The sequence below is a fragment of the Pseudomonas sp. HB05 genome (genome assembly GCF_016756915.1).
GTDB lineage: Bacteria > Pseudomonadota > Gammaproteobacteria > Pseudomonadales > Pseudomonadaceae > Aquipseudomonas > Aquipseudomonas alvandae.
The window spans coordinates 18,909-44,757 of sequence record NZ_JAESPG010000004.1 but is presented as its reverse complement, the minus strand read 5'-3'; the positions used below and the strand labels follow the sequence as shown (position 1 = coordinate 44,757).

Genomic DNA, 25,849 nt, shown 5'->3' with positions numbered 1-25,849 from the left:
AGGGGTGTACCCCAAATGAAGGGCTCGACACCGATCCCCTGTGGGAGCGAGCTTGCTCGCGAAGGGGCCCTTACAGGCTCGGCAACAACTGCGCCGCGACCAGCTCGTTCAGGCACCGACTCGCCAACAGCTCGCTGGCTGCATTGATGTCCGGCGCAAAGAACCGGTCCTTCTCGTAGAACGGCACTTCTGCACGCAGCAGCGCCCTGGCCTGCTCCAGCTTGGCGGAGGTTTTCAGACCGCCGCGCAAATCCAGCCCCTGGCACGCCGCCAGCCATTCCACCGCCAGAATCCCACGGGTGTTCTCGGCCATTTCCCACAAGCGCTTGCCCGCAGCCGGGGCCATGGAGACGTGGTCTTCCTGGTTGGCCGAAGTCGGCAGGCTGTCCACCGAATGAGGATGGGACAGAGCCTTGTTTTCGCTGGCCAGCGCAGCCGCCGTCACCTGGGCGATCATGAAGCCGGAGTTCACGCCGCCATTGGCCACCAGGAACGGCGGCAGTTGCGACATGTGCTTGTCCATCATCAGCGAAATGCGCCGCTCGCTCAGGGAGCCGATCTCGGCGATTGCCAAGGCCATGTTATCGGCGGCCATCGCCACCGGTTCGGCGTGGAAGTTGCCACCTGAAATCACGTCGCCCTCGGCAGCGAACACCAGCGGGTTATCCGACACGGCGTTGGCCTCGATCACCAGCACCTCGGCGGCCTGGCGGAACTGGGTCAGGCAGGCGCCCATCACTTGCGGCTGGCAGCGCAGGGAGTACGGATCCTGGACCTTGTCGCAGTTCTGGTGCGAATCGGAGACTTCGCTGCGCTCGCCCAGCAGATCGCGGTAGGCAGCGGCGGCGTCGATCTGGCCTTTCTGGCCACGGGCGGCATGGATGCGTGCATCGAATGGCGAACGCGAGCCGAGCACCGCTTCCACCGTGAGGCCACCCAGGGCCAGCGCACCGGCAAACAGGTCTTCGCCTTCGAACAGGCCACGCAGGGCAAACGCGGTGGACACCTGGGTGCCATTGAGCAGCGCCAGGCCTTCCTTGGCGGCCAGGGTCAGCGGCGCGAGGCCAGCGACTTTAAGGGCCTCGACGGCCGGCAGCCATTCACCCTTGTAGCGGGCCTTGCCTTCGCCCAGCAGCACCAGGGACATGTGCGCCAGTGGCGCCAGGTCACCGGATGCACCCACCGAACCTTTCAACGGAATGTGTGGATAAACCTCGGCGTTGATCAGTGCGATCAGCGCATCGATCACCTGCCGGCGGATACCGGAAAAACCCCGGCTCAGGCTGTTGACCTTGAGCACCATGATCAACCGCACCAGTGCATCGCTGATCGGCTCGCCGACACCGGCGGCATGGGACAGCACCAGGGAACGCTGGAGGTTTTCCAGGTCCTCGCTGGCGATGCGGGTCGAGGCCAGCAGGCCGAAACCGGTATTGATGCCATAGGCGGTGCGGTTCTCGGCGAGGATCTGTTCCACGCAGGCAACACTGGCTTCGATCTGCGCCGACGCGCTGGCGTCGAGGCTCAGGTTCACCGGTTGCTGATAGATGTCACGCAATTGAGCCAGGCTCAATTGGCCAGGAATCAGGTTTAAGGCAGTCATGTAGTGCTCCTTTTGAGAGTTTTGTTTTTCACCCGCCAGTCGCTCCGGAATGTTCCGTTATCCGTCACCTTCGCTTTTGGGCGATGCCTTGTGGGCTATAGGTGCCTTGGCACGCTGGCGCTTTTTTGATCAATTCAAATTCGGTAACACGGTGCCCAGCACGTCGGGGTCTCTGATCAGCCCGGCGGCACTGGCGATGTCCGGCGCCAGCCAGCGGTCCTGATCGTAGGCTGGAACGCGCTCGCGCAGCAGCTTCCAGGCGATGTCGGTGCCGGCGCCGAAGCGTTGGGCCTTGAGGAACTCAAAGGCCTGGGCCGCCAGCAGGTATTCGATGGCGAGGATCTGCGTGCAGTTTTCCAGCGCCCGATGCAGCTTCAGGGCCGCGTTGGTGCCCATGCTCAAGTGATCTTCCTGCAAGCCGGAGGTGACGAAATTATCCAGCACCGCCGGTTGCGCCAGTTGCTTGTTTTCCGCGCACAGCGACGCGGCGACGTATTGCACGATCATCATCCCCGAATTCACACCAGGATTGGCGACAAGGAATGCCGGCAAACCGCTGACGTGCGGGTTGATCAAGCGGTCGAGGCGGCGCTCGGCGATGGAGCCGATCTCGGCCATGGCAATCGCCAGCAAGTCCGCCGCCAACGCCACCGATTGGCCGTGGGGATTGGCCTGGGACATGACCCGGAAATTCTCTGGCGTCCCCAGGAGCAGCGGGTTGTCGGTGACGGCGTTGAGCTCGGTTTCAATCTGTTGCCGGGCGTGCTCCAGTTGATCGCGAGCAGCGCCGTGCACTTGCGGAATCGAGCGGATGCTCAAGGCGTCCTGGGTGCGGATGCCCAGGCTTGACGCAATGACTTCGCTGCCATCGAGCAATGCCCGCAGGTTCACGCCAACCTGCTGCATGCCGGGGTGTGGCTTGAGCGCGATGATCTCGGCATCGAACGCGGCAATCTGCCCGCGCTGGGCCTCGAAGCTCATGGCGCCGATCACATCCGCCCATCGCACCAGCCGCGTGGCATCGGCCAGGGCCAGGCAACTGAGGCCGGTCATGCACGGCGTGCCGTTGACCAGGCACAAGCCGTCCTTGGCTCCCAGTTGCACCGGTTGCAGACCTTCGGCAGCCAGGGCCTGTTGTGCCGAAACGATCTGCCCGCGATAGCTGACCTGGCCGACGCCCAGCAGCGCGATGCCAATGTGCGCCATGTGGGTCAGGTAACCCACCGAACCCTGGGACGGCACTTGCGGCGTGATGCCGCGATTGAGCAGCGCCAGCAACGCCTCGACCACCCGGCGATGTATGCCGGACTTGCCTTGGCTGTAGTTGTGGATGGCGGCACAGAGGATTGCCCGGGTCTGCTCGTCGGAGAGTGCCGGGCCGACACCACAGGCATGGCTGAGCAAGGTATTGCGCGACAGCTGGCTGAGTTGTTCATCCTTGAGCGAGACATTGCACAATGCCCCGAGGCCGGTGTTGACGCCATAGGCGCGCTCGCCGCTTTCGACGATGCGCTGGACGATGGCCTGGGCATTGTCGATCCGCGCCCAGACTTGGGCCGACAGTTCCAGCGGCGCGCCGAAGCGGGCGACGGCGACCACGTCCTGCCAGCGCAGGGGGGCGCCGGTGATGATGATTTTTTCAGCCTGGGACATCTCAAACCTCATGCTTGCAACCTGAACATTGATGCAGCTTTGCCGGCCCTATCGCGAGCAAGCTCGCTCCCACAGGGATTTCCTTTGGGCAAAAAATGTGTGAACAAAGGAGGCCCCTTGTGGGAGCGAGCTTGCTCGCGATGACGCCAGCCCAGCCATCATAAATCCCTCAAACCACCGCCGCCCGCCGCTGCACAAACCGATCGACATACTCATCCGCCGGCGAGTGCAGGATCTCCCGCGGCGTGCCGACCTGGATCAGCTTGCCGTCCTTGAGAATCGCGATGCGATTGCCGATGCGCACGGCCTCGTCGAGGTCGTGGGTGATGAAGACGATGGTCTTGTGCAGGGTCTTTTGCAGTTCCAGTAACTGGTCCTGCATTTCCGCGCGAATCAGCGGATCGAGGGCGCTGAAGGCTTCGTCCATCAGGATGATGTCGGTGTCCGCCGCCAGCGCCCGGGCCAGGCCGACGCGCTGGCGCATGCCGCCGGAGAGCTGGTGCGGGTATTTGTTTTCGTAGCCTTTCAGCCCGACGGTGTTGATCCAGTGCAGTGCACGCTCGGCGCACACCTGCTTGCTCTCGCCGCGCACTTTCAAGCCATAGGCGACGTTGTCCAGCACGCTCTTGTGGGGCAGCAGGCCGAAGCTCTGGAAGACCATGCTGATCTTGTGCCGGCGAAATTCGCGCAGGGCGTCCATGTCCAGTTGCAGGATGTCTTCGCCGTCCACCAGGATCGCGCCGCTGGTGGGATCGATCAGCCGGTTGAAGTGGCGCACCAGGGTGGATTTGCCGGAGCCGGACAAGCCCATGATCACGAAGATCTCACCGGTACCGATGCTCAGCGACAGGTCGTTCACACCGACCACGCAGCCGGTTTCGGCCAGCACCTGGTCCTTGGTCTTGTTCTGGCGGATCAGCTCCAGGGCCTCCTTGGAGCGGTTGCCGAAAATCTTGAAGACATTCTTGACTTCGATCTTGCTGATGGCTGCGTTGCTCATTTGCTCACCTCATGCCGAGGACGACCATAGGCCTGGGTAATGCGGTCGATGACCACGGCGAGAATCACGATGGCCAGCCCCGCTTCCAGGCCGCGCCCGACGTTGAGGGTCTGGATGCCCACCAGCACGTCTTCACCCAGGCCACGGGCGCCGATCATCGAGGCAATGACCACCATCGACAGGGCCATCATGGTGGTCTGGTTGATCCCGGCCATGATGCTCGGCAGGGCCAGGGGCAGTTGCACGCCGAACAGCTGCTGCCAGCGGTTGGCGCCGAAGGCGTTGATGGCTTCCATCACTTCGCCGTCCACCTGGCGGATGCCCAGGTCGGTCAGGCGAATCAACGGCGGCGCGGCGTAGATCACCGTGGCGAAAATCGCCGGGACCTTGCCCAGGCCAAACAGCATCAACACCGGAATCAGGTACACGAAGCTCGGCATGGTCTGCATGATGTCCAGCAACGGCATCAGCACCGAACGCAGGCGATTGCTGCGCGCCGAGAGGATGCCCAGGGGAATGCCGATCATCACCGAAATCAGCGTCGCCACCAGCATCAGGGCGAGGGTCTGCATGAGCTTGTCCCACAGGCCCACCGCGCCCACCAGGAACAGCAGGCCGACGATCACCGCCGTGGTGACGACCTTGCGCGTGGCGTGCCAGGCAACGCCGCCGACAATGGCCAGCATCAGCCACCAGGGCGCCATGCGCAGCAGGCCTTCGAGGTTGACGATAGCCCACAGCAGCGTGTCGGAGATGTGCCGGAACACGTCGCCATAGTTGGTCACCAGGGCGTCGACCCAACCGTTGACCCAGTCGGCGATGGAGAAGGTAAAGCTTTCGGGAAACATAAGAGACTCTCGATCAGGTGGATGCGGTGAATGTCCCGGCCAGCCCATGGGTTGGCCGGGAGATATTCGACCTACAGAGCCGCGTCGATTTTCTTGGCAGCGTCTTCGCTGACCCACGCATGCCAGACTTCAGGATGTTCCTTCAGGAAGATCTTCGCCAGTTTCGGCGACTCGATCCGCTCTTTGGCCATGCGCCCGAGGTTCTGGTTCAGGATATCGATGGGCAGGTTGACCTTTTCCAGGACCGCCACCAATTCCGGGGCTTCGTCGTGGAAGGTCTTGGACAGGCCGACCTTGATGCTCACGCTTTTATCCACGCCCGGTTTCTCTTCCAATTTCACCAGGTCCACTTGGCCCATCAGCGGCGTTGGCGACCAGTAGTAGAACAGGATCGGTTCGCCACGCTTGTAGCTCGACAGCACCGCCGCATCCAGCGCCGGGCCGGTGCCTGGACGGAAGTTGGTGTAGGTTTTTTCCAGGCCGTAGCTTTTCAGCATTTCGCTGTTGTCCAGCTCGCAGGTCCAACCGGCCGGGCAGTTGTAGAAACGGCCCTTGGACGGTTCTTCCGGGTCCTTGAACACGGCGGCGTACTGGCCCAGGTCGGCGATGTTCTTCAGGCCCGGCGCCTTGGCTTCGAGCTTGCGCTTGGCGTCGCCTTCAACCACGTAGCGCGGCACGTACCAGCCTTCGATGGCGCCCACCACCGGGGCACCGACGCCGACCACTTTGCCGGCCTTCTCGGCCTTGTTCCACACTTCGCTGCGGCCGACCCACTCTTCGGCGAACACCTGGATGTCGTTGCTGCTCAGGGCGTTCTCCATGGTGATGGAGTTGCCCGGCAGGCTGTCGGTCTTGCAGTCGTAGCCTTTTTCCAGCACCACTTGCAGGACGTCGGTCAGCAGCATGCCGCTTTCCCAGTTCAGGCCGGCGAACTTCACCGGTTTACCCGACTCGCACCAACCGGCCGCTTGCGTGGCGCCGGCGCTGGCCAGCAGGCCCATGGAAAGCAATGTGGTCAGCAGGGTCTTGTTCGACTTCATTATGTGACGCTCCTAATCAGTTGGATTGGCTTACGGCAGTCAAGAGGCATCCAGCCCTGTCAACGTCCCATCAGACCGCTTGGATGCGGCCCGCCCTGCTCGGTTGTGCGTCAACCGCGTCCTGCTCGACTGGCAGGATCAATTGATCGGGTACTGCGCTGTGCCACTTCCTGGCGAGGACGTAGTACAGCGCCGCCGGGACCACCAGGCCGATGATCCAGGAGATATCCACTCCACCCATGGCTTTCACCAGTGGGCCGGTATAGAACTTGGTCGCAATGAACGGCAATTGAACCAGTACGCCAAAGACATAGACGCTGATGCCGAGCACGTTCCAACGGCCGTAGCGACCGTTCGGATCGGCCAGCGCCGGCACGTCATAGCGCTCGCGCGTGATGCAGTAGTAGTCCACCAGGTTGATCGCACTCCACGGCGTGAAGAACGCCAGCAGGAACAAGATGAAGGACTTGAACGCACCGAGGAACGAGTGCTGGCCGAGCAGCGCAATCAGGGTCGCGGCGCCGACAATGAACAGCACGAACACCAGGCGCTGCACACGCGTTACGTTCAAGTGGCCACGGAATCCGCTGATGATGGTCGCGATGCACATGAAGCTGCCGTAGGAGTTCAGCGTGGAGATGGTGACCTTGCCGAACGCGATGCTGAAGTACAGCAGCGCAGCGGTGGCACCGGTCCCGCCCAGGCCGACGATGTAGGCCACTTCGTGACCGGCGAACTGGCCGTTGGCCGAGGCGGCGGCGAACACGCCGAGGATCATCGCCACTTGTGCGCCGATGACTGAACCGGCGCCTGCGGCGAAAAAGGTTTTCACCGACGACGTCTTGCTCGGCAGATAACGCGAATAGTCCGCCACGTAGGGGCCGAAGGCGATCTGCCAGGAAGCCGCGAGCGACACCGCCAGCAGGAAGCTGCTCCAGCTGAAATGGCGGATTTGCAGCAGTGCGCCAACGTCGGTCTGGCTGATCAACCGAGCGAACAGATAGACAAAGGCGATCACGCCAATGGCGCTGGCGACACGGCCAATGAAGTGAATCACCCGATAACCGAGCACCGTGACCAGCACGATGACACTGGCGAAAATGAGGATGCCGACACTGTCGCTGACGCCAAACAACTGGCCCAGCGCCTGGCCGGAAAGCACGGTTCCCGTTGCGGTGAAGCCCAGGTACATCAGGCACACCAGCACGATCGGGATGGCCGCGCCGTACACGCCGAACTGCACCCGGCTGGAGATCATCTGCGGCAGTCCCAGCTTGGGCCCTTGCGCAGCATGCAGTGCCATGACGCCACCGCCGAGCAATTGGCCGATCAGCAAACCGATCAACGACCAGAACACATCACCGCCCAACACCACCGCCAATGCACCGGTGACGATTGCAGTGATCTGCAGGTTTGCCCCCATCCAGAGGGTGAACTGGCTCAATAACCGCCCGTGCCGCTCCGCTTCCGGGATGTAGTCGATCGAACGTTTCTCGATCAACGGCTTGCTGCTTTCGCGTGTGCTGGTGACAGCCATGGTTCAACCTCTGTGGATTGTTCTGGTATTCGTTTGCGCCGCATTCCTGTGGGAGCGGGCTTGCTCGCGAAAGCGGTGTGTCATTCAACACCTGCCTCGGATGTAAAACCGTCTTCGCGAGCAAGCCCGCTCCCACATGGGATGTTGCGTTATTTGCCGGTGATCATCGGCAGGTTCAGCCCCTGCTCCTTCGCGCAATCGATTGCAATCTGGTAACCGGCATCGGCATGGCGCATCACGCCGGTGCCCGGGTCGTTGTGCAGCACGCGGGCAATCCGCTCGGCCGCTTCGTCGGTACCGTCGCAGACGATCACCATGCCCGAGTGCTGGGAGAAGCCCATGCCGACGCCACCACCGTGGTGCAGCGACACCCAGGTCGCGCCGCTGGCGGTGTTGAGCAAGGCGTTGAGCAGCGGCCAGTCGGAAACGGCGTCGGAGCCGTCCTGCATGGATTCGGTTTCACGGTTCGGGCTGGCCACGGAACCGGAATCGAGGTGGTCACGGCCGATGACGATCGGCGCCGACAACTCACCGCTGCGGACCATTTCGTTGAACGCCAGGCCCAACTTAGCGCGCTGGCCCAGGCCGACCCAGCAGATCCGTGCCGGCAAGCCCTGGAAGCTGATGCGCTCGCGGGCCATGTCCAACCAGTTGTGCAGGTGGGCGTCGTCGGGAATCAGTTCCTTGACCTTGGCGTCGGTCTTGTAGATGTCCTGCGGGTCACCCGACAGCGCCGCCCAGCGGAACGGGCCGATGCCACGGCAGAACAACGGACGGATGTAGGCCGGGACGAAACCCGGGAAGTCGAAGGCATTCTCGACGCCCTCTTCCTGGGCCATCTGGCGAATGTTGTTGCCGTAGTCGAAGGTCGGCACGCCCATCTTCTGGAAGGCGAGCATGGCTTTGACGTGGACGGCCATCGATTGCTTGGCGGCTTTCACCACGGCAGCAGGCTCGGTCTTGGCGCGGGCGCGGTATTCGTCCCAGGTCCAGCCGGCCGGCAGGTAGCCGTTGAGTGGGTCATGGGCGCTGGTCTGGTCGGTGACCATGTCGGGGCGCACACCACGACGGACCATTTCCGGCAGGATCTCGGCGGCGTTCCCACACAGCGCGATGGATATTGCCTTGCCTTCGGCGGTGTATTTCTCGATGCGCGCCAGGGCGTCGTCGAGGTCCTTGGCTTGCTCGTCGACGTAGCGGGTTTTCAAGCGGAAATCGATGCTCACCTGCTGACACTCGATGTTCAGCGAGCACGCACCGGCCAAGGTCGCGGCCAGCGGTTGCGCGCCACCCATGCCGCCCAGGCCGGCGGTCAGGACCCAACGGCCCTTGAGGTTGGAATCGTAGTGCTGGCGACCGGCCTCGACGAAGGTTTCATAGGTGCCCTGCACGATGCCCTGGCTACCGATGTAGATCCAACTGCCGGCGGTCATCTGGCCGTACATGGCCAGGCCCTTGGCGTCGAGCTCGTTGAAGTGTTCCCAACTGGCCCAGTGCGGCACCAGGTTGGAGTTGGCGATCAGCACGCGCGGGGCGTTGCTGTGGGTCTTGAACACGCCCACCGGCTTGCCGGATTGCACCAGCAGGGTTTCGTCGTCGTTCAGGTTGGTGAGGCTTTCGACGATCTTGTCGTAGCACTCCCAGTTGCGCGCCGCGCGGCCGATGCCACCGTAGACCACCAGTTCCTTGGGGTTCTCGGCCACTTCCGGGTCGAGGTTGTTCATCAGCATGCGCAGCGGCGCTTCAGTCAGCCAGCTCTTGGCGGTCAGCGTGTTACCGCGAGGGGCGCGGATTTCAACGTCACGGTATTTTTCGGGTTTGCGGGTAGCGTCGGTCACAGCAAAAACTCCTCAGCGATCAATCCAGACCAGCCCGGGCAGTGGGCAGCGATTTAGCGAACGTTGCGTTGAATGCAGGTAACTCATACGCATACGTCTTTACTTGTATGTACAAGCATATGCAATCAAGCGGCCAACTTGTTGAAGGGATGTTCAAGAAAGATTGGAGAATTGCCGGAAAGCCCCGTTGTAGAAAGGCTGCCGAGCTGAATGAATTTTTTGAAGGAGATTTTTTGGGAAAAATCGGAAGGTCATAAAAGCGTGGTATTGCGCCACGCTGGGGCGTTCGGTAACAAATTGGTGCACAGAAGAAACAGAGGGCAGGCACTTTGTGGCGAGGGGATTTATCCCCGCTGGGGTGCGCAGCAACCCCAAAAAGCATAAATGCGATCAGCCTGACTCACTGAGTTGGTAGATCTGGGGCTGCTTCGCAGCCCAGCGGGGATAAATCCCCTCGCCACAGGGTGAGTGAAGGCGCCTAGTGGGCCGTCAGCTCAATCACGCAGCATTGACCGTGAGTGGAAACATCCACCAGCGTGGTGTTACCGCTCAGTTGCAGACAATCGTAAAGCCCCAAGTCAACGGCGGACTCCCCGATCCTGATAACCAACCCCGGAGCCGCACTGAACACCAATACCGTCTCCGCCTCGCTGAAAAACCGCTGCTGGCCGCCCAACCACTGTAACCGCGCACGGTAACGCTGCGGCGCGTAGATGAGGTTGAAGTCGCGAATCGGTCCACCCAGCAGGGTGCAATTCACATGACTCTCACCGCTGAACGCAAAAGGGTCCAGCGGATGCAAAGGCCGCGTGGCCTGGCCATCGACGTTCAGTGTCATGCCATCCCCTTGCAAGACGCTGATGACCCGCTCGTAACCGGCGAAGGTGGAAAAACCACCCGACTCACCAATATCGGCAATCGACAGGCGCCAGCCGAAGCCTTCGAGGCCGGCACCGGCATCGCGGGTGATTTCTTCCGTGCTGCCACCGCCGTTCTTCCACGGCATGCGCGGGTAATCCGCAGCGCGTAAAACCTTCAACTGGCTCATTTATGAAAACGCCCTTCCAGACTGTGACGGGAGCCCGGATGGATCAGGCGTGCGGCGGTCACCGGCTGGCGCCCGGACCAGGTGCGGCGACGGATCAACAGGCACGGCTCGCCCCGCTCGATCTGCAGCAGCTTGCATTCGCTCGGCTCGGCCAGGATCGCCTCGACCACATGCTCGCCTTCGGTCAGCGGCGCAACCTGATTCAGATAGGCGTAGGGGGTTTGGAGGGTGAAGTCTTGCTTGAGATACTCGGGCGCCACCAGTGCGTTGACGAAACGGTCCTCGATTTGCACGGGGATGTCGTTCTCGAAATGCACGATCAACGAGTGGAACACCTTCTGGCCTTCGCGCATGTCCAGGGCCAACGCGCGCTCGGAACCGGCGGCCTCTTCTTCGAGGGTGATGACTTTGCAGGTGTGGCGATGACCGCGGGAGGCGATTTCATCGGCGATGTTGTGCACTTCGAACAGCGCGGACTGACTCTTCGGTTCGGCCACGAACGTGCCGACACCCTGCATGCGCACCAGCAGGCCATCGGCGGTCATTTCCCGCAGGGCGCGGTTGATGGTCATGCGGCTGAAGCCCAACTGGCTGACCAGTTCGCTTTCCGAGGGCACCCGATAATGCGGCGGCCAGTTTCCACTGTCGATCTGCTGGGTGATCATCTGTTTGACGCGGGCGTACAAGGGCGCCGGACTGTCACCCATGTGTGCGGCCAGCGGCGGTTTGGCAGGCGGAGTCGGCACGGCGTATTCCTGTTCTGCGAATGTTGATGACTAGCTTGCCGGAGTTTACCGGGCAGGCAAACGTCTGTATATGTATATACAAATTACACGCAACGAGGTTCAACCGATGTCCGCCTTCTTTGCCGAGCGTGCGCTACTGCCTAATGGATGGGCCAACGATGTACGTCTTGAGGTCGACGCCGAGGGCGTCCTGACCCATGTCCAGGCCGATTCCCACGCAGACGGCGCCGAACGGCTTGGCGGTCCGCTGTTGCCGGGCATGCCGAACCTGCATTCCCATGCGTTCCAGCGGGCCATGGCCGGCCTGGCGGAAGTGGCGGGCAATCCCAATGACAGTTTCTGGACCTGGCGCGACCTGATGTATCGCCTCGTCGGAAAGATCAGCCCCGACCAGCTTGGCATCATCGCCCGGCAGCTTTACATCGAAATGCTCAAGGCCGGCTATACCTCGGTTGCCGAATTCCATTACGTACACCATGACATCGACGGCACGCCTTACGCCGACCCGGCCGAACTGGCCCTGCGTATCAGTCAGGCCGCCAGTGCCGCGGGCATTGGCTTGACCTTGCTGCCGGTGCTCTACAGCCATTCCGGCTTCGGCGGCCAGGCGCCCAATGACGGACAGCGCCGGTTCATCAACAGCACCGAAAACTACCTGAAGCTCCAGTCACGCTTGCAACCGATCCTGGCCGGGCAACCGTCCCAGGCGCTGGGCTTGTGCTTCCACTCGCTGCGCGCCGTGACACCGGGGCAGATCCATGACGTGCTGGCCGCCAGCGACCGTGATTGCCCGGTGCACATCCACATCGCCGAACAGCAAAAGGAAGTCGACGACTGCCTGAGCTGGAGCGGCGTGCGTCCGCTGCAATGGCTGTACGAAAATGCCGAGGTGGATCAACGCTGGTGCCTGGTCCATGCCACCCACGCCAATCCACACGAAGTCAGCCTGATGGCCAGGAGCCGGGCGATTGCCGGCCTGTGCCTGACCACCGAAGCCAACCTGGGCGACGGGATTTTTCCAGCCGTGGACTTCCTCGCCCAAGGTGGGCGAATGGGTATTGGCTCCGACAGTCATGTGTCGCTGAGCGTCGTTGAAGAGTTGCGCTGGCTGGAATACGGCCAGCGGCTGCGGGACCAGCGCCGCAACCGGTTGTACCGAACGGATCAGCCGATGGTGGGACGTACCCTGTATGACGCAGCGTTGGAAGGTGGCGCCCAGGCGTTGGGCCAACCCATCGGCGCGTTGGAAGTCGGCAAGCGCGCCGACTGGCTGGTGCTCGATGGCAACGATCCGTACCTGGCCACGGCCAATGGCGACGGCATCCTCAACCGTTGGCTGTTTGCCGGCGGCGATCGCCAGGTGCGGGATGTGATGGTTGCCGGCAAGTGGCAAGTGCGCGACGGACACCATGCCGGCGAGGAAGAAAGCGCCCGGGCGTTTACCCAGGTACTGCGCGAACTGCTGGGCTGAGCCCAAAAATCAATGTGACAGATACCAAATGTGGGAGCGAGCTTGCTCGCGATGAGGCCTTTACCTTCAACATGAATGTTGATTGATAGTCCGCTATCGCGAGCAAGCTCGCTCCCACATTTGGTTTTCGGGTGACGGTCAGTCCGAAGTCTTGGCCATCTGCCGGTCCGACGCACGCCAGACCAACCGCGTCGTGTCATACCCTTGCTGCCGCGCCTTGCTCAGCAGCTCTTCGCGTACATCGACCTTGACCGTTGGCGTGCGGGACAGCAGCCACATGTAGCGACGGCTCGGGTCACCAACAATGGCGGTCTTGTAGTCATCGCTGACGTACAGCACCCAATACTCACCCTTGGCCACGCCCGGCAGGACTTTCGAGAACCAGGTATCGAATTCGACCCAGAGCTTGTCGGTCTTGCCCGGTACCTGCGGGTAAGCGGTGCCCCTGGCTTCTTCCCATTTCCAGTCGGAAGTCAGGCAGCGGTTGAACACATCCACGTTGCCATCGGGCTTGAGGGTGTAATGGGCTTCCGATTGCGCGCAGTTGCGCTGGAAATACATCGGCAGGCGGGCCAGCTCGTACCAGGTCCCTTGGTAACGCTTGAGATTGACACTGTTGACAGTCTTGGGCGCCAACGGGTCTACGCCAGAAGTGGCACAGCCGGCCAATACCAGGCCAGCCAAAAGCACAAAAACTAACCGCATCATTATTTTTTTCTCCCGTGGGCGCTTGGCCCCGGTTTACTCCAGGTTACTTCAGGCCTTGGCCGGAAAACATCAACACTTTGTCACCGGCGTACTGCACGCTGATAAAGCTTTTCTGGTCGCCCCAAGTGCAGCTGGACATGCCGAGCGCGCCCGAGCAGTCAGTCGGTTTTCCCAGCAACGTCTCGACCTCGGCCTTGGGCATCCCGGCCGACAGCTTCGAATAGTTTTCCTGGTTGACCTTGCTGCATGCGGTCAACACGACGCACATAAACAGCAGGGCGATAGAACGCAGCGACATGGTGTAACTCCTGGAACGGAAGGGAGGTGGCAGGGTGCCAACCTGAACCTTAGAAGAGAAAACCCCTATCTGGTTCCCCGACTCCCCCAGTATTTATTGGCCGTGCAGAGGTGTTTCACCGATGAATCAGTCAGAGCGTGACGGGGTCGTGCCTTTCGTCGGGATAGCTGCCCCGGAGCCTGATGAGCCGGGCTTGCGGGCCGATAAAAAGTAACAGCGCAAAATCCTGCGTTATGGCAAATTGACTCCCCTTTTTGACCCGTCCCTTCGCGGTAGCGTTCTTAATGACCAGAAACATGAAATTCAGCCACAAAATCCTGTTGGCTGCCGCCCTTGTGGTGGCTGTCGCATTCGCCTGTTTCATCCTGTTCAACGACTACCGCCAACGACAAAGCCTCAACACCAGCACCGAGACGTCCATGCAGGAACTCGGCAGCCTGACCAGCCGTAACATCCAGACCTGGGTCGAAGGCCGAATCCAATTGCTGCAATCGCTGGCCCAGCAAATCGCTATCGACGGCAGCGCTGCCGACAGCCTGAAACGCGCCGTGGGCCTGCCGGCCTACACCAGCAATTTTCAGCTCAGCTACTTCGGCGGCACTGACGGCGTGATGTTTTCGGTACCGGCCGGCAATCGTGCCGCCGATTACGACCCGCGCGCCCGTGGCTGGTACAAGGCCGCCAACAGCGCCCAGCAGACCATCGTCACCGAACCCTACATCGCCGCTTCGTCGGGCAAGCTGGTGATCACCGTTGCCACGCCGGTACAGCGCCAGAACCAGATGATCGGCGTGGCCGGGGCGGACATTGATCTGTCGAGCGTCAGCGCCATCATCAACTCGCTGAACTTTGGCGGCCACGGTCATGCGTTCATCGTCAGCGCCGACGGCAAGATCCTCGTGCATCCGGACAGCAAGCGCGTGCTCAAGACCCTCGCCGAGGCCTATCCCAACGGTGCGCCTCAAATCAGTCCGGGCGTTAAAGAAGTCGACCTCGACGGCAAAACCCAATTTATCTCTTTCACCCAGGTCAACGGCGTCCCCGGTGCCAACTGGTACGTGGCCCTGGTGCTTGATAAAGACACAGCCTTGGCGATGCTCAGCGAATTCCGCACCTCGGCGCTGATTGCCATGGCCATTGCAGTGGTGTTCATCATCGCGCTGCTGGGCATGCTGATCCGCGTGCTGATGCAACCGCTGCTGACCATGGGCCGCGCCATGCACGACATCGCCGAAGGCGAAGGCGACCTGACCCGCCGCCTGACCATCCACGGCCATGACGAATTCGGCGCGCTGGGCACCTCGTTCAACCGCTTTGTCGAACGTATCCATACCTCGATTCGTGAAGTGGCTTCTGCAACCGGCCAGGTCAATGAAGTCGCCCTGCGCGTGGTCAGCGCGTCCAACTCGTCGATGTTCAACTCCGACCAGCAGGCCTCGCGCACCAGCAGCGTCGCCGCGGCCATCAACCAGCTGGGCGCCGCCGCCCAGGAAATCGCCCAGAACGCCGCCCTCGCCTCGCAGCACTCCAGCGAGGCCCGCAACCTGGCCGAAGATGGCCAGCAAGTGGTGGATAAAACCATCACGGCGATGCAGCAGCTGTCGGCCAAGATCAGCGATTCGTGCGGCAACATCGAAACGCTGAACAGCAACACGGTGAACATCGGCCAGATTCTCGAAGTGATCACCAGCATTTCCCAGCAGACCAACCTGCTCGCTCTCAACGCTGCCATCGAAGCGGCCCGGGCCGGTGAAGCCGGTCGCGGCTTCGCGGTCGTCGCCGACGAGGTGCGCAACCTGGCCCACCGCACCCAGGATTCAGCGCAGCAAGTGCAGAAGATGATCGAAGAGCTGCAAGTCGGCGCGCGGGAAGCGGTGCTGACCATGACCGACAGCCAGCGCCAAAGCGAAGGCAGCGTCAGCATCGCCAACCAGGCGGGCGAACGCCTGGGTAGCGTGACCCAGCGCATCGGCGAAATCGACGGCATGAACCAATCCGTGGCCACCGCCACCGAAGAACAGACCGCCGTGGTGGAATCGATCAACGTCGACATCAACGAGATCAACACCCTGAACCAGGAAGGTGTGGAAAACCTGCAAGCCACCCTGCGCGCCTGTTCCGACCTGGAGCAGCAGGCGGCGCGGTTGAAGCAGTTGGTGGGGAGTTTCCGGATCTAGTGCTCTCAAGGGCCCTTTCGCGAGCAGGCTCGCTCCCACAGTTGACCGCGTTCCGTCAGGGAAACCTGATCAACTGTGGGAGCGGGCTTGCTCGCGAAGACGGTATCAGCCTCGCAGAAAATTCAGAACCTGGACCCAGGCCTGCTCAAAAACTCCAGCTCATCCGCCGTAGACTCGCGCCCCAGCACCGCATTGCGATGGGGAAAGCGCCCGAACCGGGCAATGATCTTCTGATGCCGCTCGGCATAATCCAGGTTGTCTTCGAACACCGCCCGCTGCGCCTCGGGCTGTTCCCGGACCAGTTCGATGAACCGCGACACGGCTTCGTTCTGCACCGCGAGGTTTTCGCAGTGTTCGAGGACGAGGTAGATGAATACGCGCTGGATCGGCCGCAGTTGCCGGTCGAAACCCGCCGCCAGACCCTGGGCCACCAGCGCTTGGGCACGCAGGTCGCCGGAGAAGCTCTTGGGTGTGTTGCGAAAGATCATCCGCGGAAGTTGATCCAGTAGCAGCACCAGGGCCAGCCAACCTTCCGGGCGTTGCGCCCAATCGGTCAATCCGCCGGCCAGTGCTTGCTCGACCAGATCACCGAAGCGCTCTCGCGCCTGGCGATCATGGCCTTTGCCAAACCACAGCTTGCCCTTGTCAGCCGCGATCTCATCTGGTTTTTCGGCTGTGCCAAACCACCAATCGAGCAACGGCTGCCAGGGCTCGGCCATGATTTACTCCTTGTGGTAAGCCGTGGCGCGCGCCACTTCTTCTTTCGAGCCGAGGAACACTGCGACGCGCTGGTGCAGGCCTTCAGGCTTGATGTCGAGGATGCGCTGGTGGCCGTCGGTGGAAGCGCCGCCTGCCTGCTCCACCAGGAACGACATCGGGTTGGCTTCGTACATCAGGCGCAGCTTGCCCGGCTTGGACGGCTCGCGGCTGTCGCGTGGGTACATGAACAGACCGCCACGGGTCAGGATGCGGTGTACATCGGCGACCATCGCAGCGACCCAACGCATGTTGTAGTTCTTTTTCAGCGGACCTTCTTCACCGGCCAGCAACTCTTCGACGTAGCGTTGTACCGGGGCTTCCCAGTGACGCTGGTTGGACATGTTGATGGCGAATTCCTGGGTGGTCTCAGGAATGGTGATGTCTTCGTGGGTCAGGACGAAGCTGCCCATCTCACGGTCCAGGGTGAAGCCCTTGACGCCGTCGCCCAGGGTCAGCACCAGCATGGTCTGGGGACCGTAGATGGCATAACCGGCGGCGACCTGTTCGGTGCCGGGCTGCAGGAAGGCCTTTTCATTCAGGGCTTCGTTCTGGCTCAGGTACTCGTTCGGGCAACGCAGTACCGAGAAGATCGTGCCGACCGGCGCGTTGATGTCGATGTTCGACGAACCGTCCAGTGGGTCGAATACCAACAGGTAGGCGCCTTTCGGATACTTGCCCGGGATCTGGTAGGCATTGTCCATTTCCTCGGACGCCATGCCGGCCAGGTGACCGCCCCATTCGTTGGCTTCCAGCAGGATTTCGTTGGAGAGCACGTCGAGCTTCTTCTGCACTTCGCCCTGCACGTTTTCGGTGCCCATGCTGCCCAGGACACCGCCCAGCGCGCCCTTGGACACGGCGTGGCTGATCTCCTTGCATGCACGCGCCACCACTTCGATCAAAAAGCGCAGATCGGCAGGGGTATTGTTGCTGCGGGTCTGCTCAATCAAATAGCGACTCAAGGTAACGCGGGACATGGACGGCTCCGAAGAATAGGGGGCGGAAAACCCGCGCAGTTTAGCGCGAGTCGGGACTTAATTCCTCCTATGAGACGGGATATGGAGGATTGAGTTCACGGGCTGGCGGCTCGTTTGGGTATTTCTGTTGATTGACAGGGCGCCATCGCGAGCAAGCTCGCTCCCACAATAGACCGCGTTCGTCGGAACAACCCGGTCAACTGTGGGAGCGAGCTTGCTCGCGATGAGCACACCTCAGTTCTTGTCCGGCGGCTTGCGCAGCAGGCTGAACGCCATCGCACCGAGGAACACCACGCTGAGCAGCAACACCGCCCACAGGCCGATCTTCTTCCAGTTGGTACTCACAGCCACCGGCGGCGCTTCAACCGCTGGCGTCGAGGTCGCCGTTCCGTTGACCGTTGCGGCACCCAACGTCGCCAGGCGCGACGGCTTGTAGTCCGGGATCAGCGTGGTCAGCGGCAAGCTGGCTGCCTTCGCCGTCGCACTGCCCAGTGCCAGGTTGTAGGGCGCGTCGCCGCGCGCCAGGAACACCACTTGGGTCGGGCGCACGGCAAAACGCAGGGCCGGGGCCTCGGTGCCCAGGCCGCCGCCGCGCTCGTCCACGGTCAGTTTCAATTGCTGCACGGTCTGGCCGGACAACTGCAGCTGGTTTTGCTGCACATCCTGACCGTTCTGGGTCAGGCGATAGAGCAAGCCACCGCCCATCGACTGCCACGGATGGCTGCTTTCACGGCGACCGGCCAGGGTCACCGGCGCCAGGCTGTTGGCCTGGCTCAGTTCCACCTGGACTTGCTCGATGTTCAGCCCCATCGGCAATTGCCAGGTATATTCACCCGCCTTCGTCGTGGTGCCCGCCAACGGTTGCGACCAGACCAGCGGCAGCGGCAGGCTTTCGCGGCTGGCGCTTTGCAGTTGGGCCGAGGTCAGCACCGGCGCCGAGGACGGCGAATCCCACAGCAATCGCAAGTACCGCGCCGATTGTCCGGGCAGGCTCACTTCGTGCTGCTCGACCCGCTCATCGGCGAATGTCAGCCGCGCGACCTGGCCTTCGCCCCACGCCTGCCAGTGCTGCAGGTCGTCACTGGCCTCGATGGTGAAGCGCTGGAAACCGTCGCGCTCGCTGGTCCAGTCCAGGATCAATTGTTGCAGCGGCGCCTTGATCGCGCTGGCGTCGAGCAGCCAGCCACGCAATTCCTCTTCCCCGGCTTCGAGCCGACTGGACGGCTGGACTTCCACCAGCGTGCCGTTGGCGTTCGATTGCACACGTACGCTGGGCGCGCGTTCACTGTCGTCGGCAGCGTTGTACAGCGGAAACCACTTCACATCGGTCAGGGTGCGATTCTCCCGGCTCTGGGCCGATTCGCGCACCAATGCATAGGCCTGGGCCTGGCCGGCGGCGTTGAACACCCGCACGTCACTCAGGTCGGTTTGCCGAGCCCGCAATTGGACATCCAGCGGCAACGCCAGGCGATACCACGGGCCTTCACCGCTCAAGGCCAACGGCACCTGATGGGCGAAGTCTTGCGGCTGCTCCGGTGCCGCAGCCGCCAAGGCCACCCACAACCCCATCAGGCCCAGCCCGATTCGACTCAACTTGCGACTCAAGACGACACTCCCTCACTGACAGGCATCGGCGGCTCGGCATCCACGGCCGGCTCCGGGCGCTTGGGTGGCAGCGGCGCAAAATAGCCGACCACCAGCAGCAAGACACCCACGCCAATAAACGACACGATCCGCGCCAGACCGCCGCGGTTACTCAATTCGACGAAGAACAACTTGGCCACGACCACGGCGATCAACACCGCGCCGACCAGCCACACTTCCCGGCGATGGCGCAGGTGCCCGCCGATCATCAGGCCCAGGGCAATCAAGGTCCAGACGATGGACAAGCCGGCCTGCACGAACATCGAGTCGAGCAGCGCATCCAGCTCGTACGGCACACCCATCCACTGGTGGGCCGTACGCATCACCAGGGCCGTGAAGAACGCGAACAGCGACACACCGGCGATCAATTGGGCGACGTACCCGATGCGGCTCCAACGGTTCGTCGATTGCTCCACCGCGTTGCGCGCCCACACATAGATACCGAACAAGGCGAACAGCAGGCCCAGCTCCAGAGGATTGAGCAACGGCACATAAGGCAGTGGCTCGGAGTTGCCGTCACTGAAGGTGTTGGTCAGCCAGAACCAACCGAGCATCAACAGTGCCATGGGTGCCGCCGCGTAGACGCGATATTCGCGCGGTTGGGCCGAAACCGGCCATGGCAAGGTACGCGGCGTGGCCATCAACACGAGGTAAAGGCCTGGCAGGATTGCCCAGGCCAGCCAGCGCCAGGCGTTGTACTGTTCGGACAGCAACAGCAGGCCGTAACGCAGCTCCAGCATCAACACCGTCATCAGCAACCAGCAACCGAGCACGTGGGCGGTACTGCGCGCCCGGGCCGGGAGCATCGGCGCCAGGCGCTTGAGCGAAAAGAAGTGCACGGCAAATATTGCCAGCCAGGCAAACCAGCCGAAATCCGCCGCCGGGTGATAGTGGCTGTGCCCCGTTGCCACCAGCACGCAGCCCGCCGCCGGAATCAACAAGGTGCACAGCAGCCCCAGCGCCGGCCATTTCAAGCGCAGGGCCAGAACTGTCCACACCGCCACGCTGATCGCCGCGACCAGCAGCAGCCAGCTGCCTTGCAGGTTCGCCGGAGCAAAACGCAGCACCTCGCTGACCCACGCGAGCGCCCACCAGCCGGCGCCCCAGATCAGCAACAGCTCGGACAGGCGTTGCAAGCTCAGGACGTCCAGTTCCTGCGCGGCGTGTGCCCGTTGCAATCGCCAGGCGCCGACCAATGCCGCCAATCCCAGCACCAGCGGTGTCCAGAAACCACTGTGGGCCAAGGGTCGCAGACCTTCGGACTGAAGAGGCCCAAGCAGGAACGGCCCAGCCGCCAGGAACGCTGCGCCGCCCAACAGTTGCAGCAACAGGCCGAAGACAAAGCTCACGCGTTGCTTCAAGTACAGGCTCAGCCAGATGATCAACAAGCCGCTGGCCGCCCATACGCCGCTCGCCGTTTGCCACGGCAGGACGAACAACACCGCGAGATTGATCAGCACCAGCCCCGCCAATAGCACCACCGACAGGCCGCGCAACAGCCGGGGATCGTTGCGCACCATGTCGTCGCGAGCCGCCAACAGCATCCCGCCAATCAACGCCAGGCCGATCAGCGAGGCGCTGAGCAGTCCGTTCCAGCCGGCATTCAACACCGCCGAATCTCCATCGGCGCCTTGCAGGCGCATCAGGAACAGCGCGCCGCCCAACAGTTGCACCGCGAACGCGGTAAACAGAAAGGCCCGTGATTGCAGGCGCAGACCAATGAACAGCGTCGCCAGGCCGGCGAAGGCCCAGGCGATGGCGGTGCCGTGGGTAAAGAAGAACAGCGGTGCCAGCAAGTAAAGGAAGCCCAACCCCAACACCGCCAACACAGGCTGAGCCTGACGCTCCCAGCTTGCGACATGGCCGGGCTCGGCCTTGTGCAGTTGATAGAAGCTGAACAGCAAGGCACAACCGAGCATCAACGCGCCCAGCCACGACCCCTCCAGCAGGCTGCCTTCACCTGCATGCAATTCGCTGACGAAGGCCAGCGCCGAACCCAATTGCAGCAACAGGGCAAAGATTCGTGCGAAGGGTCGCTGTTGGCGCAGGCCCAGCCAGAAAATCCCGGCGCCTTCCACCGCCCAGGCTGCAGCAGTCCAACGGGCATCGAGGCCTAGCGGAATCGCCAGACTGCCGAAAATCACGCCCAAGGCGAGGCAGGTTTCAGCCAACAATACAGCGCGACCACCCATCAATACGCGGGCCAGCCCCATGTAGATCATGCCCAGGGCCAAGGCACTGAACGCTGCGGCGAATTCCAGGTGTTGCACCAAGGCGAACTGCAAGCCGAAGCCAACCAGCGGCGGGCCGAACAGCATGCTGCCGTCCACGTAATCGCCCTTGCGCGCCGACCAGCGCAGCATGGCGTCGCGGCTGTCATCTTCAGGCGCGTCGCTCATTTCCAGCAGCTTGCGCCGGGTAAACAACAAGCCGATCGCCAGGTACACCAGGAAGAAAACGATGAGGAAGGGTTCGGTGCTCCACAGCAGTTCCGGCGTATAGGAGCGCAAGCCCCAGGCGAAACCGATGCCGAACGTGCCGACGAAGCCGATCAGGTTGAGCATCCGCCAGGCCTTGAACCAAGCGATTGCGAGGATGCCGGCGTTGAGCAGGATGAAATAGCTGAACAGCGCGACATGGTTACCGCTGCCGGTGGAGGTCAGGATCGGTGCGGCAAAGCCGCCCAGCGCCGCAGCCGCCGCCAGGCCCATGGCGTTCTGGGTCACTGCCAGGATCGCCGAGAACACAGTGACCGCGACCAGCAGCCCCAAGGCAGCCTTGGAATCGAGCAACGGATGCAGGCGCATGGCGGCGAACACCGTCAGGTACAACACGGCGATCCCGGTCCCCTGCAGCATCAGCGCATAACTGCTGTTGCGTTGGCGCAACCACCAACCCAGGCCCAGCAGGCCCAAGGCGCTGGCCGCAACGCCGGCGTAGCGCAATTCGATCGGCACCACCATGCCTTCGGTGGCGTAGCGCAGCAGGAAAGCCAGGCCGAGGAACAACAACACCACGCCGACCCGCAGCACGGTGTTGCCGCCGAACAACCAGTCGCGCGCGCCGATGAGGGCGCGGTCGAACAGATTCGGGCCACGGGGAGCCGCAGGCGCAGGCGCCGTCGGTTCAAGGGGCAACGGCGCAAAATCGCGATTGGCGCGACGGCTGGAAGCGGCTGGCGCAGGGCTCCAGATTTCGTCAGGCAACGGCTGGCTGGCCTGGGTGCTCATCACGGAGACGGGTTCGAGGTCTGGCGGCAATTCCCAGACGAGGTCCGGCTCGGTGCGCGTTTCGGGTTTTGCAGCCTGTGGCGCGATGACCTCGGCCGCCGGCGCCGGATCACTCGGCTGGGCGGCCTTGCCGCGTTCGAGAACCGCCAGCCGCGCTTCCAGGGTGAGCAGACTCTGCTGGGCCTCTTGCAGCAGGATCTGCTGTTTGGCCGCCTGGATGCCAAGGCGCCCCAGCCGAAACGACTGGGCGATGCCGAGCCCGACCAACGCACCTATCAGCGCATCGGCGAACGACTCGTCCACCACCCAGCCAAGAGCCAGGCCCAACAGTGTCAAAATCCATTGCATATGGTCGATATCCCTAAGCGGCCCGTTGCGGGCATGACCGGGTGATGCAGTGCCTGACTCAGTCTAGTGGAAAACCCCCAAACCCTGTGGGAGCGAGCTTGCTCGCGATGCAGTGTGTCAGGCGACATTGATGTTGCCTGACAGGCTGCTATCGCGAGCAAGCTCGCTCCCACATGGAATGGTTGGCATTTCCAGTACCGAGTCCGGCCGCACAACCCCGGCGAATCTGGCGCTTAGTATATCGACGAAGCCCAACCGCCGTTGGGCTTCGCTCACATTTCTTGCAACGTTTACTCCAGCGCCTTCCAGATGTCGGTGGCGTATTCGCGGATGGTCCGGTCAGAGGAGAACCAGCCCATGCGCGCGGTATTGAGCACCGCCGAGCGCCACCATTGCTTGGAGTCGTGCCACTTCTCTTCGACCTTGGCCTGGGCGTTCCAGTACGCGTCGAAATCGGCACAGACCAGGAAGCGGTCGTAATCCACCAGCGAATCCACCAGCCCGGTGTAGCGCATCGGGTCATCCGGCGAGAAGACGCCACCACGAATCGCTTGCAATACATCGCCAAGGCGATGGGACGCGGCGATGTCCGGCGCGGCGCTGAATTCACCGTTGCGCTTGCGCGCTTCCACCTGCTCGGCGGTCAGGCCGAAGATGAACATATGGTCACCGCCGACACGCTCGTGCATTTCCACGTTGGCGCCGTCCATGGTGCCGATGGTCAGCGCGCCGTTGAGGCCGAACTTCATGTTGCTGGTGCCCGAGGCTTCGAAACCGGCCGTGGAAATCTGCTCCGACAAGTCCGCCGCCGGGATGATGCTTTCGGCCAGGCTGACGTTGTAGTTGGGCAGGAACACCACTTTGAGCAAGCCGCGCACGGTCGGGTCGTTGTTCACCACCCGGGCGATGTCGTTGGTCAGCTTGATGATCAGCTTGGCCTGGTGATAACTGGCGGCGGCCTTGCCGGCGAAGATTTTCACCCGCGGCACCCAGTCCACTTCCGGCTCGGCACGAATCGCCTGGTACAGCGCCACAGTGTGCATCAGGTTGAGCAACTGACGCTTGTATTCGTGGATCCGCTTGACCTGCACGTCGAACATCGCCGCCGGGTTGACGGCGATGCCCAGCCGCTCGTGGATCAGGTAGGCCAGGGCTTTCTTGCTGTGCAGGCGCTGTTCGGCGAACTGCTTGCGAAACGCCGGTTTGTCGGCGAACGGCTCCAGCTCGATCAGGCGCTCCTCGGGATTGTCGAGCACGCTCGGGCCAAGGGCGTCGACCATCATCGAGGTCAATTCGGCGTTGGCCTGGAACAACCAGCGGCGGAAGGTGATGCCGTTGGTCTTGTTGTTGATTCGCTCCGGATAGAGCTTGTGCAGCTCGGAGAACACCGTGCTGCGCATCAGTTGGGTATGCAACCCGGACACGCCGTTGACGCTGTGGGAACCGAGGAACGCCAGGTTACCCATGCGTACCCGGCGGCCGTTGTCCTCTTCGATCAACGACACCGAGCGCAGCACGTCGAAATCGTGCACGCCCTTGGCCCGCAGCGAATCGATGTGCTGGGCGTTGATCAGGTAGATGATCTGCATGTGCCGGGGCAACATCCGCTCCATCAGCCCCACCGGCCAGGTTTCCAGGGCTTCGGGCAGCAGCGTGTGGTTGGTGTAGGACAACGTGTCCTGGGTGATCTGCCAGGCCGCGTCCCACGCGACGTCGTAGACGTCCACCAATTGGCGCATCAGCTCGGCCACGGCAATGGACGGGTGCGTATCGTTGAGCTGGATCGCCGCGTGATCGCCCAGGGTCAGCACCGAGGTGTGCATGTTGCGATGGCGGCGCAGCAAATCCTGCAGCGAGGCGGCGACGAAGAAATACTCCTGGCGAAGGCGCAATTCCTGGCCGGCCTCGGTGCTGTCGGCCGGGTACAAGACGCGGGAAATACTCTCGGCCCGGGCCACTTCCGCCACGGCGCCGAGGTGGTCGCCGGCATTGAAGCGCTCCAGGTGCAGGTCTTCCACGGCCCGGGCGCGCCACAAGCGCAGGGTGTTGACACTGGCACCGCGCCAGCCCACCACCGGCGTGTCATAGGCAATGGCGCGCACGGTTTCGGCCGGAGACCAGACCTGACGAGTCTTGCCGTTGTCGTCCGTCACGGTTTCAACGCTGCCACCAAAGCCGATCGGGTAGACCACTTCCGGCCGCTCGAACTCCCACGGGTTGCCGAAATCCAGCCAGTGCTCGGTCTGCTCCTGCTGCCAGCCGTCGACAATCGCCTGGCGGAACAAGCCGTGCTCATACCGAATACCGTAGCCATGGCCGGCGATGCCCAGTGTCGACATGCTCTCCATGAAGCACGCCGCCAGGCGACCGAGGCCACCGTTGCCCAAGGCCGCGTCGGGCTCCAGCAGGCGGATGCGTTCCAGGTCGACGCCCAGCTCGGTCAGGGCCTCGCGCGCCGTGTCCAGCAGGCCTAGGTTGCTCAGGCTGTCGTAGAGCAAGCGACCGATGAGGAATTCCAGGGAGAGGTAGTAGACGCGCTTCTGGCCCTTGCGGTAGATCTGCCGCGTGTGGTCCATCCAGTGTTCGACCATGTGGTCGCGGGCGGCAAGGGCTATGGCTTCGAACCAATCGTGATCAAACGCATGATCGGGGTCCTTGCCGACGGCATAAGTGAGTTTGGTCAACACGGCGTCGCGAAATGCCGCAACCTCAGCTTCGCGAACAAGTGGTTCTTGAGTCATTGATGAGACCTCGAACGAGCATGGAATTGTCTGAGCCTAGTCGGTCTGACAGACGGTACAGGCTCTTGGTTCGGTGGTTTTTCCCCTGGTGCCGGAGAATCGTCGCCAAGGAATTGCCGATGGACGAATGAATGCAGGGGCCGTGCCGGTACAGGCGGGTTTTGTCGGGACGCAAAAAAAACCGGC

18 protein-coding genes are annotated in these 25,849 nt (G+C 62.3%); 2 read left to right on the top strand and 16 right to left on the bottom strand.

The genetic code is table 11. The features are described from left to right. Nucleotides 1-70 precede the first annotated feature (70 nt). From hutH (JMN22_RS05875) to hutC, 9 genes are all read right to left on the bottom strand, one after another. The gene (gene hutH, locus JMN22_RS05875; RefSeq protein ID WP_198797389.1) at nt 71-1,603 is read right to left on the bottom strand and encodes a histidine ammonia-lyase; all 1,533 of its coding nucleotides are present in this window, start codon (nt 1,601-1,603) and stop codon (nt 71-73) included. Nucleotides 1,604-1,732: 129 nt separating this feature from the next. Continuing rightward, nucleotides 1,733-3,256: a histidine ammonia-lyase gene (gene hutH, locus JMN22_RS05870; RefSeq protein WP_198797388.1), complete on the bottom strand. Its 1,524-nt coding sequence runs from the start codon at nt 3,254-3,256 to the stop codon at nt 1,733-1,735. A 169-nt stretch (nt 3,257-3,425) separates the two neighbouring features. Continuing rightward, nucleotides 3,426-4,256: a quaternary amine ABC transporter ATP-binding protein gene (locus tag JMN22_RS05865; RefSeq protein WP_050586211.1), complete on the bottom strand. Its 831-nt coding sequence runs from the start codon at nt 4,254-4,256 to the stop codon at nt 3,426-3,428. After that, entirely contained in the window at nt 4,253-5,104 is an 852-nt protein-coding gene (locus JMN22_RS05860) for an ABC transporter permease (RefSeq protein WP_030138265.1), read from the bottom strand. Before JMN22_RS05860 ends, JMN22_RS05865 begins: the two co-directional genes overlap by 4 nt. Nucleotides 5,105-5,175: 71 nt before the next feature. Then, nucleotides 5,176-6,144 carry an ABC transporter substrate-binding protein gene (locus JMN22_RS05855; protein WP_014336129.1) on the bottom strand — a complete coding sequence of 323 codons (969 nt, stop codon included), beginning with the start codon at nt 6,142-6,144 and terminating at the stop codon, nt 5,176-5,178. A gap of 70 nt (nt 6,145-6,214) precedes the next feature. After that, nucleotides 6,215-7,681, bottom strand: coding sequence for a purine-cytosine permease family protein (locus JMN22_RS05850; RefSeq protein ID WP_198797387.1), 1,467 nt, complete (start codon nt 7,679-7,681; stop codon nt 6,215-6,217). A 149-nt stretch (nt 7,682-7,830) separates the two neighbouring features. Beyond that, nucleotides 7,831-9,519 carry a urocanate hydratase gene (hutU, locus tag JMN22_RS05845; protein ID WP_039592729.1) on the bottom strand — a complete coding sequence of 563 codons (1,689 nt, stop codon included), beginning with the start codon at nt 9,517-9,519 and terminating at the stop codon, nt 7,831-7,833. Nucleotides 9,520-9,997: 478 nt separating this feature from the next. Next, entirely contained in the window at nt 9,998-10,567 is a 570-nt protein-coding gene (locus tag JMN22_RS05840; protein WP_198797386.1) for a HutD/Ves family protein, read from the bottom strand. After that, a complete protein-coding gene (hutC, locus tag JMN22_RS05835; RefSeq protein WP_181291028.1) occupies nt 10,564-11,274 on the bottom strand; it encodes a histidine utilization repressor in 711 nt (236 codons plus the stop codon). The genes JMN22_RS05840 and hutC overlap by 4 nt, the downstream gene beginning before the upstream one ends. 145 nt (nt 11,275-11,419) lie before the next feature. On the opposite strand from hutC, the gene JMN22_RS05830 reads away from it, so the two are divergent. Continuing rightward, the gene (locus JMN22_RS05830; RefSeq protein ID WP_198797385.1) at nt 11,420-12,784 is read left to right on the top strand and encodes a formimidoylglutamate deiminase; all 1,365 of its coding nucleotides are present in this window, start codon (nt 11,420-11,422) and stop codon (nt 12,782-12,784) included. Nucleotides 12,785-12,922: 138 nt separating this feature from the next. Here the strand turns inward: JMN22_RS05830 and JMN22_RS05825 are convergent, their stop codons facing one another. Both JMN22_RS05825 and JMN22_RS05820 read right to left on the bottom strand, forming a co-directional pair. Further along, on the bottom strand, nt 12,923-13,492 hold the full coding sequence (locus JMN22_RS05825; RefSeq protein WP_030141454.1) for a lipocalin family protein: 570 nt from the start codon (nt 13,490-13,492) through the stop codon (nt 12,923-12,925). Nucleotides 13,493-13,535: 43 nt separating this feature from the next. Then, nucleotides 13,536-13,790 carry a hypothetical protein gene (locus JMN22_RS05820; RefSeq protein WP_003186715.1) on the bottom strand — a complete coding sequence of 85 codons (255 nt, stop codon included), beginning with the start codon at nt 13,788-13,790 and terminating at the stop codon, nt 13,536-13,538. A gap of 284 nt (nt 13,791-14,074) precedes the next feature. Here JMN22_RS05820 and JMN22_RS05815 point away from each other — a divergent pair, with 284 nt between their 5' ends. Next, complete coding sequence (locus JMN22_RS05815; protein ID WP_198797384.1) at nt 14,075-15,967, top strand: methyl-accepting chemotaxis protein; 1,893 nt, start codon at nt 14,075-14,077, stop codon at nt 15,965-15,967. A 122-nt stretch (nt 15,968-16,089) separates the two neighbouring features. Here the strand turns inward: JMN22_RS05815 and JMN22_RS05810 are convergent, their stop codons facing one another. The 5 genes from JMN22_RS05810 to JMN22_RS05790 form a co-directional block, all read right to left on the bottom strand. Further along, complete coding sequence (locus tag JMN22_RS05810) at nt 16,090-16,686, bottom strand: DUF924 family protein (RefSeq protein WP_198797383.1); 597 nt, start codon at nt 16,684-16,686, stop codon at nt 16,090-16,092. 3 nt (nt 16,687-16,689) lie between these two features. Next, a complete protein-coding gene (locus JMN22_RS05805; RefSeq protein WP_198797382.1) occupies nt 16,690-17,700 on the bottom strand; it encodes a class 1 fructose-bisphosphatase in 1,011 nt (336 codons plus the stop codon). A gap of 234 nt (nt 17,701-17,934) precedes the next feature. Next, the gene (locus JMN22_RS05800; RefSeq protein ID WP_437127688.1) at nt 17,935-19,269 is read right to left on the bottom strand and encodes a DUF3999 domain-containing protein; all 1,335 of its coding nucleotides are present in this window, start codon (nt 19,267-19,269) and stop codon (nt 17,935-17,937) included. A gap of 32 nt (nt 19,270-19,301) precedes the next feature. Further along, complete coding sequence (locus JMN22_RS05795; protein WP_198797380.1) at nt 19,302-22,922, bottom strand: DUF2339 domain-containing protein; 3,621 nt, start codon at nt 22,920-22,922, stop codon at nt 19,302-19,304. 290 nt (nt 22,923-23,212) lie between these two features. Then, the gene (locus JMN22_RS05790; protein ID WP_030141460.1) at nt 23,213-25,663 is read right to left on the bottom strand and encodes a glycogen/starch/alpha-glucan phosphorylase; all 2,451 of its coding nucleotides are present in this window, start codon (nt 25,661-25,663) and stop codon (nt 23,213-23,215) included. Nucleotides 25,664-25,849: the final 186 nt, after the last annotated feature.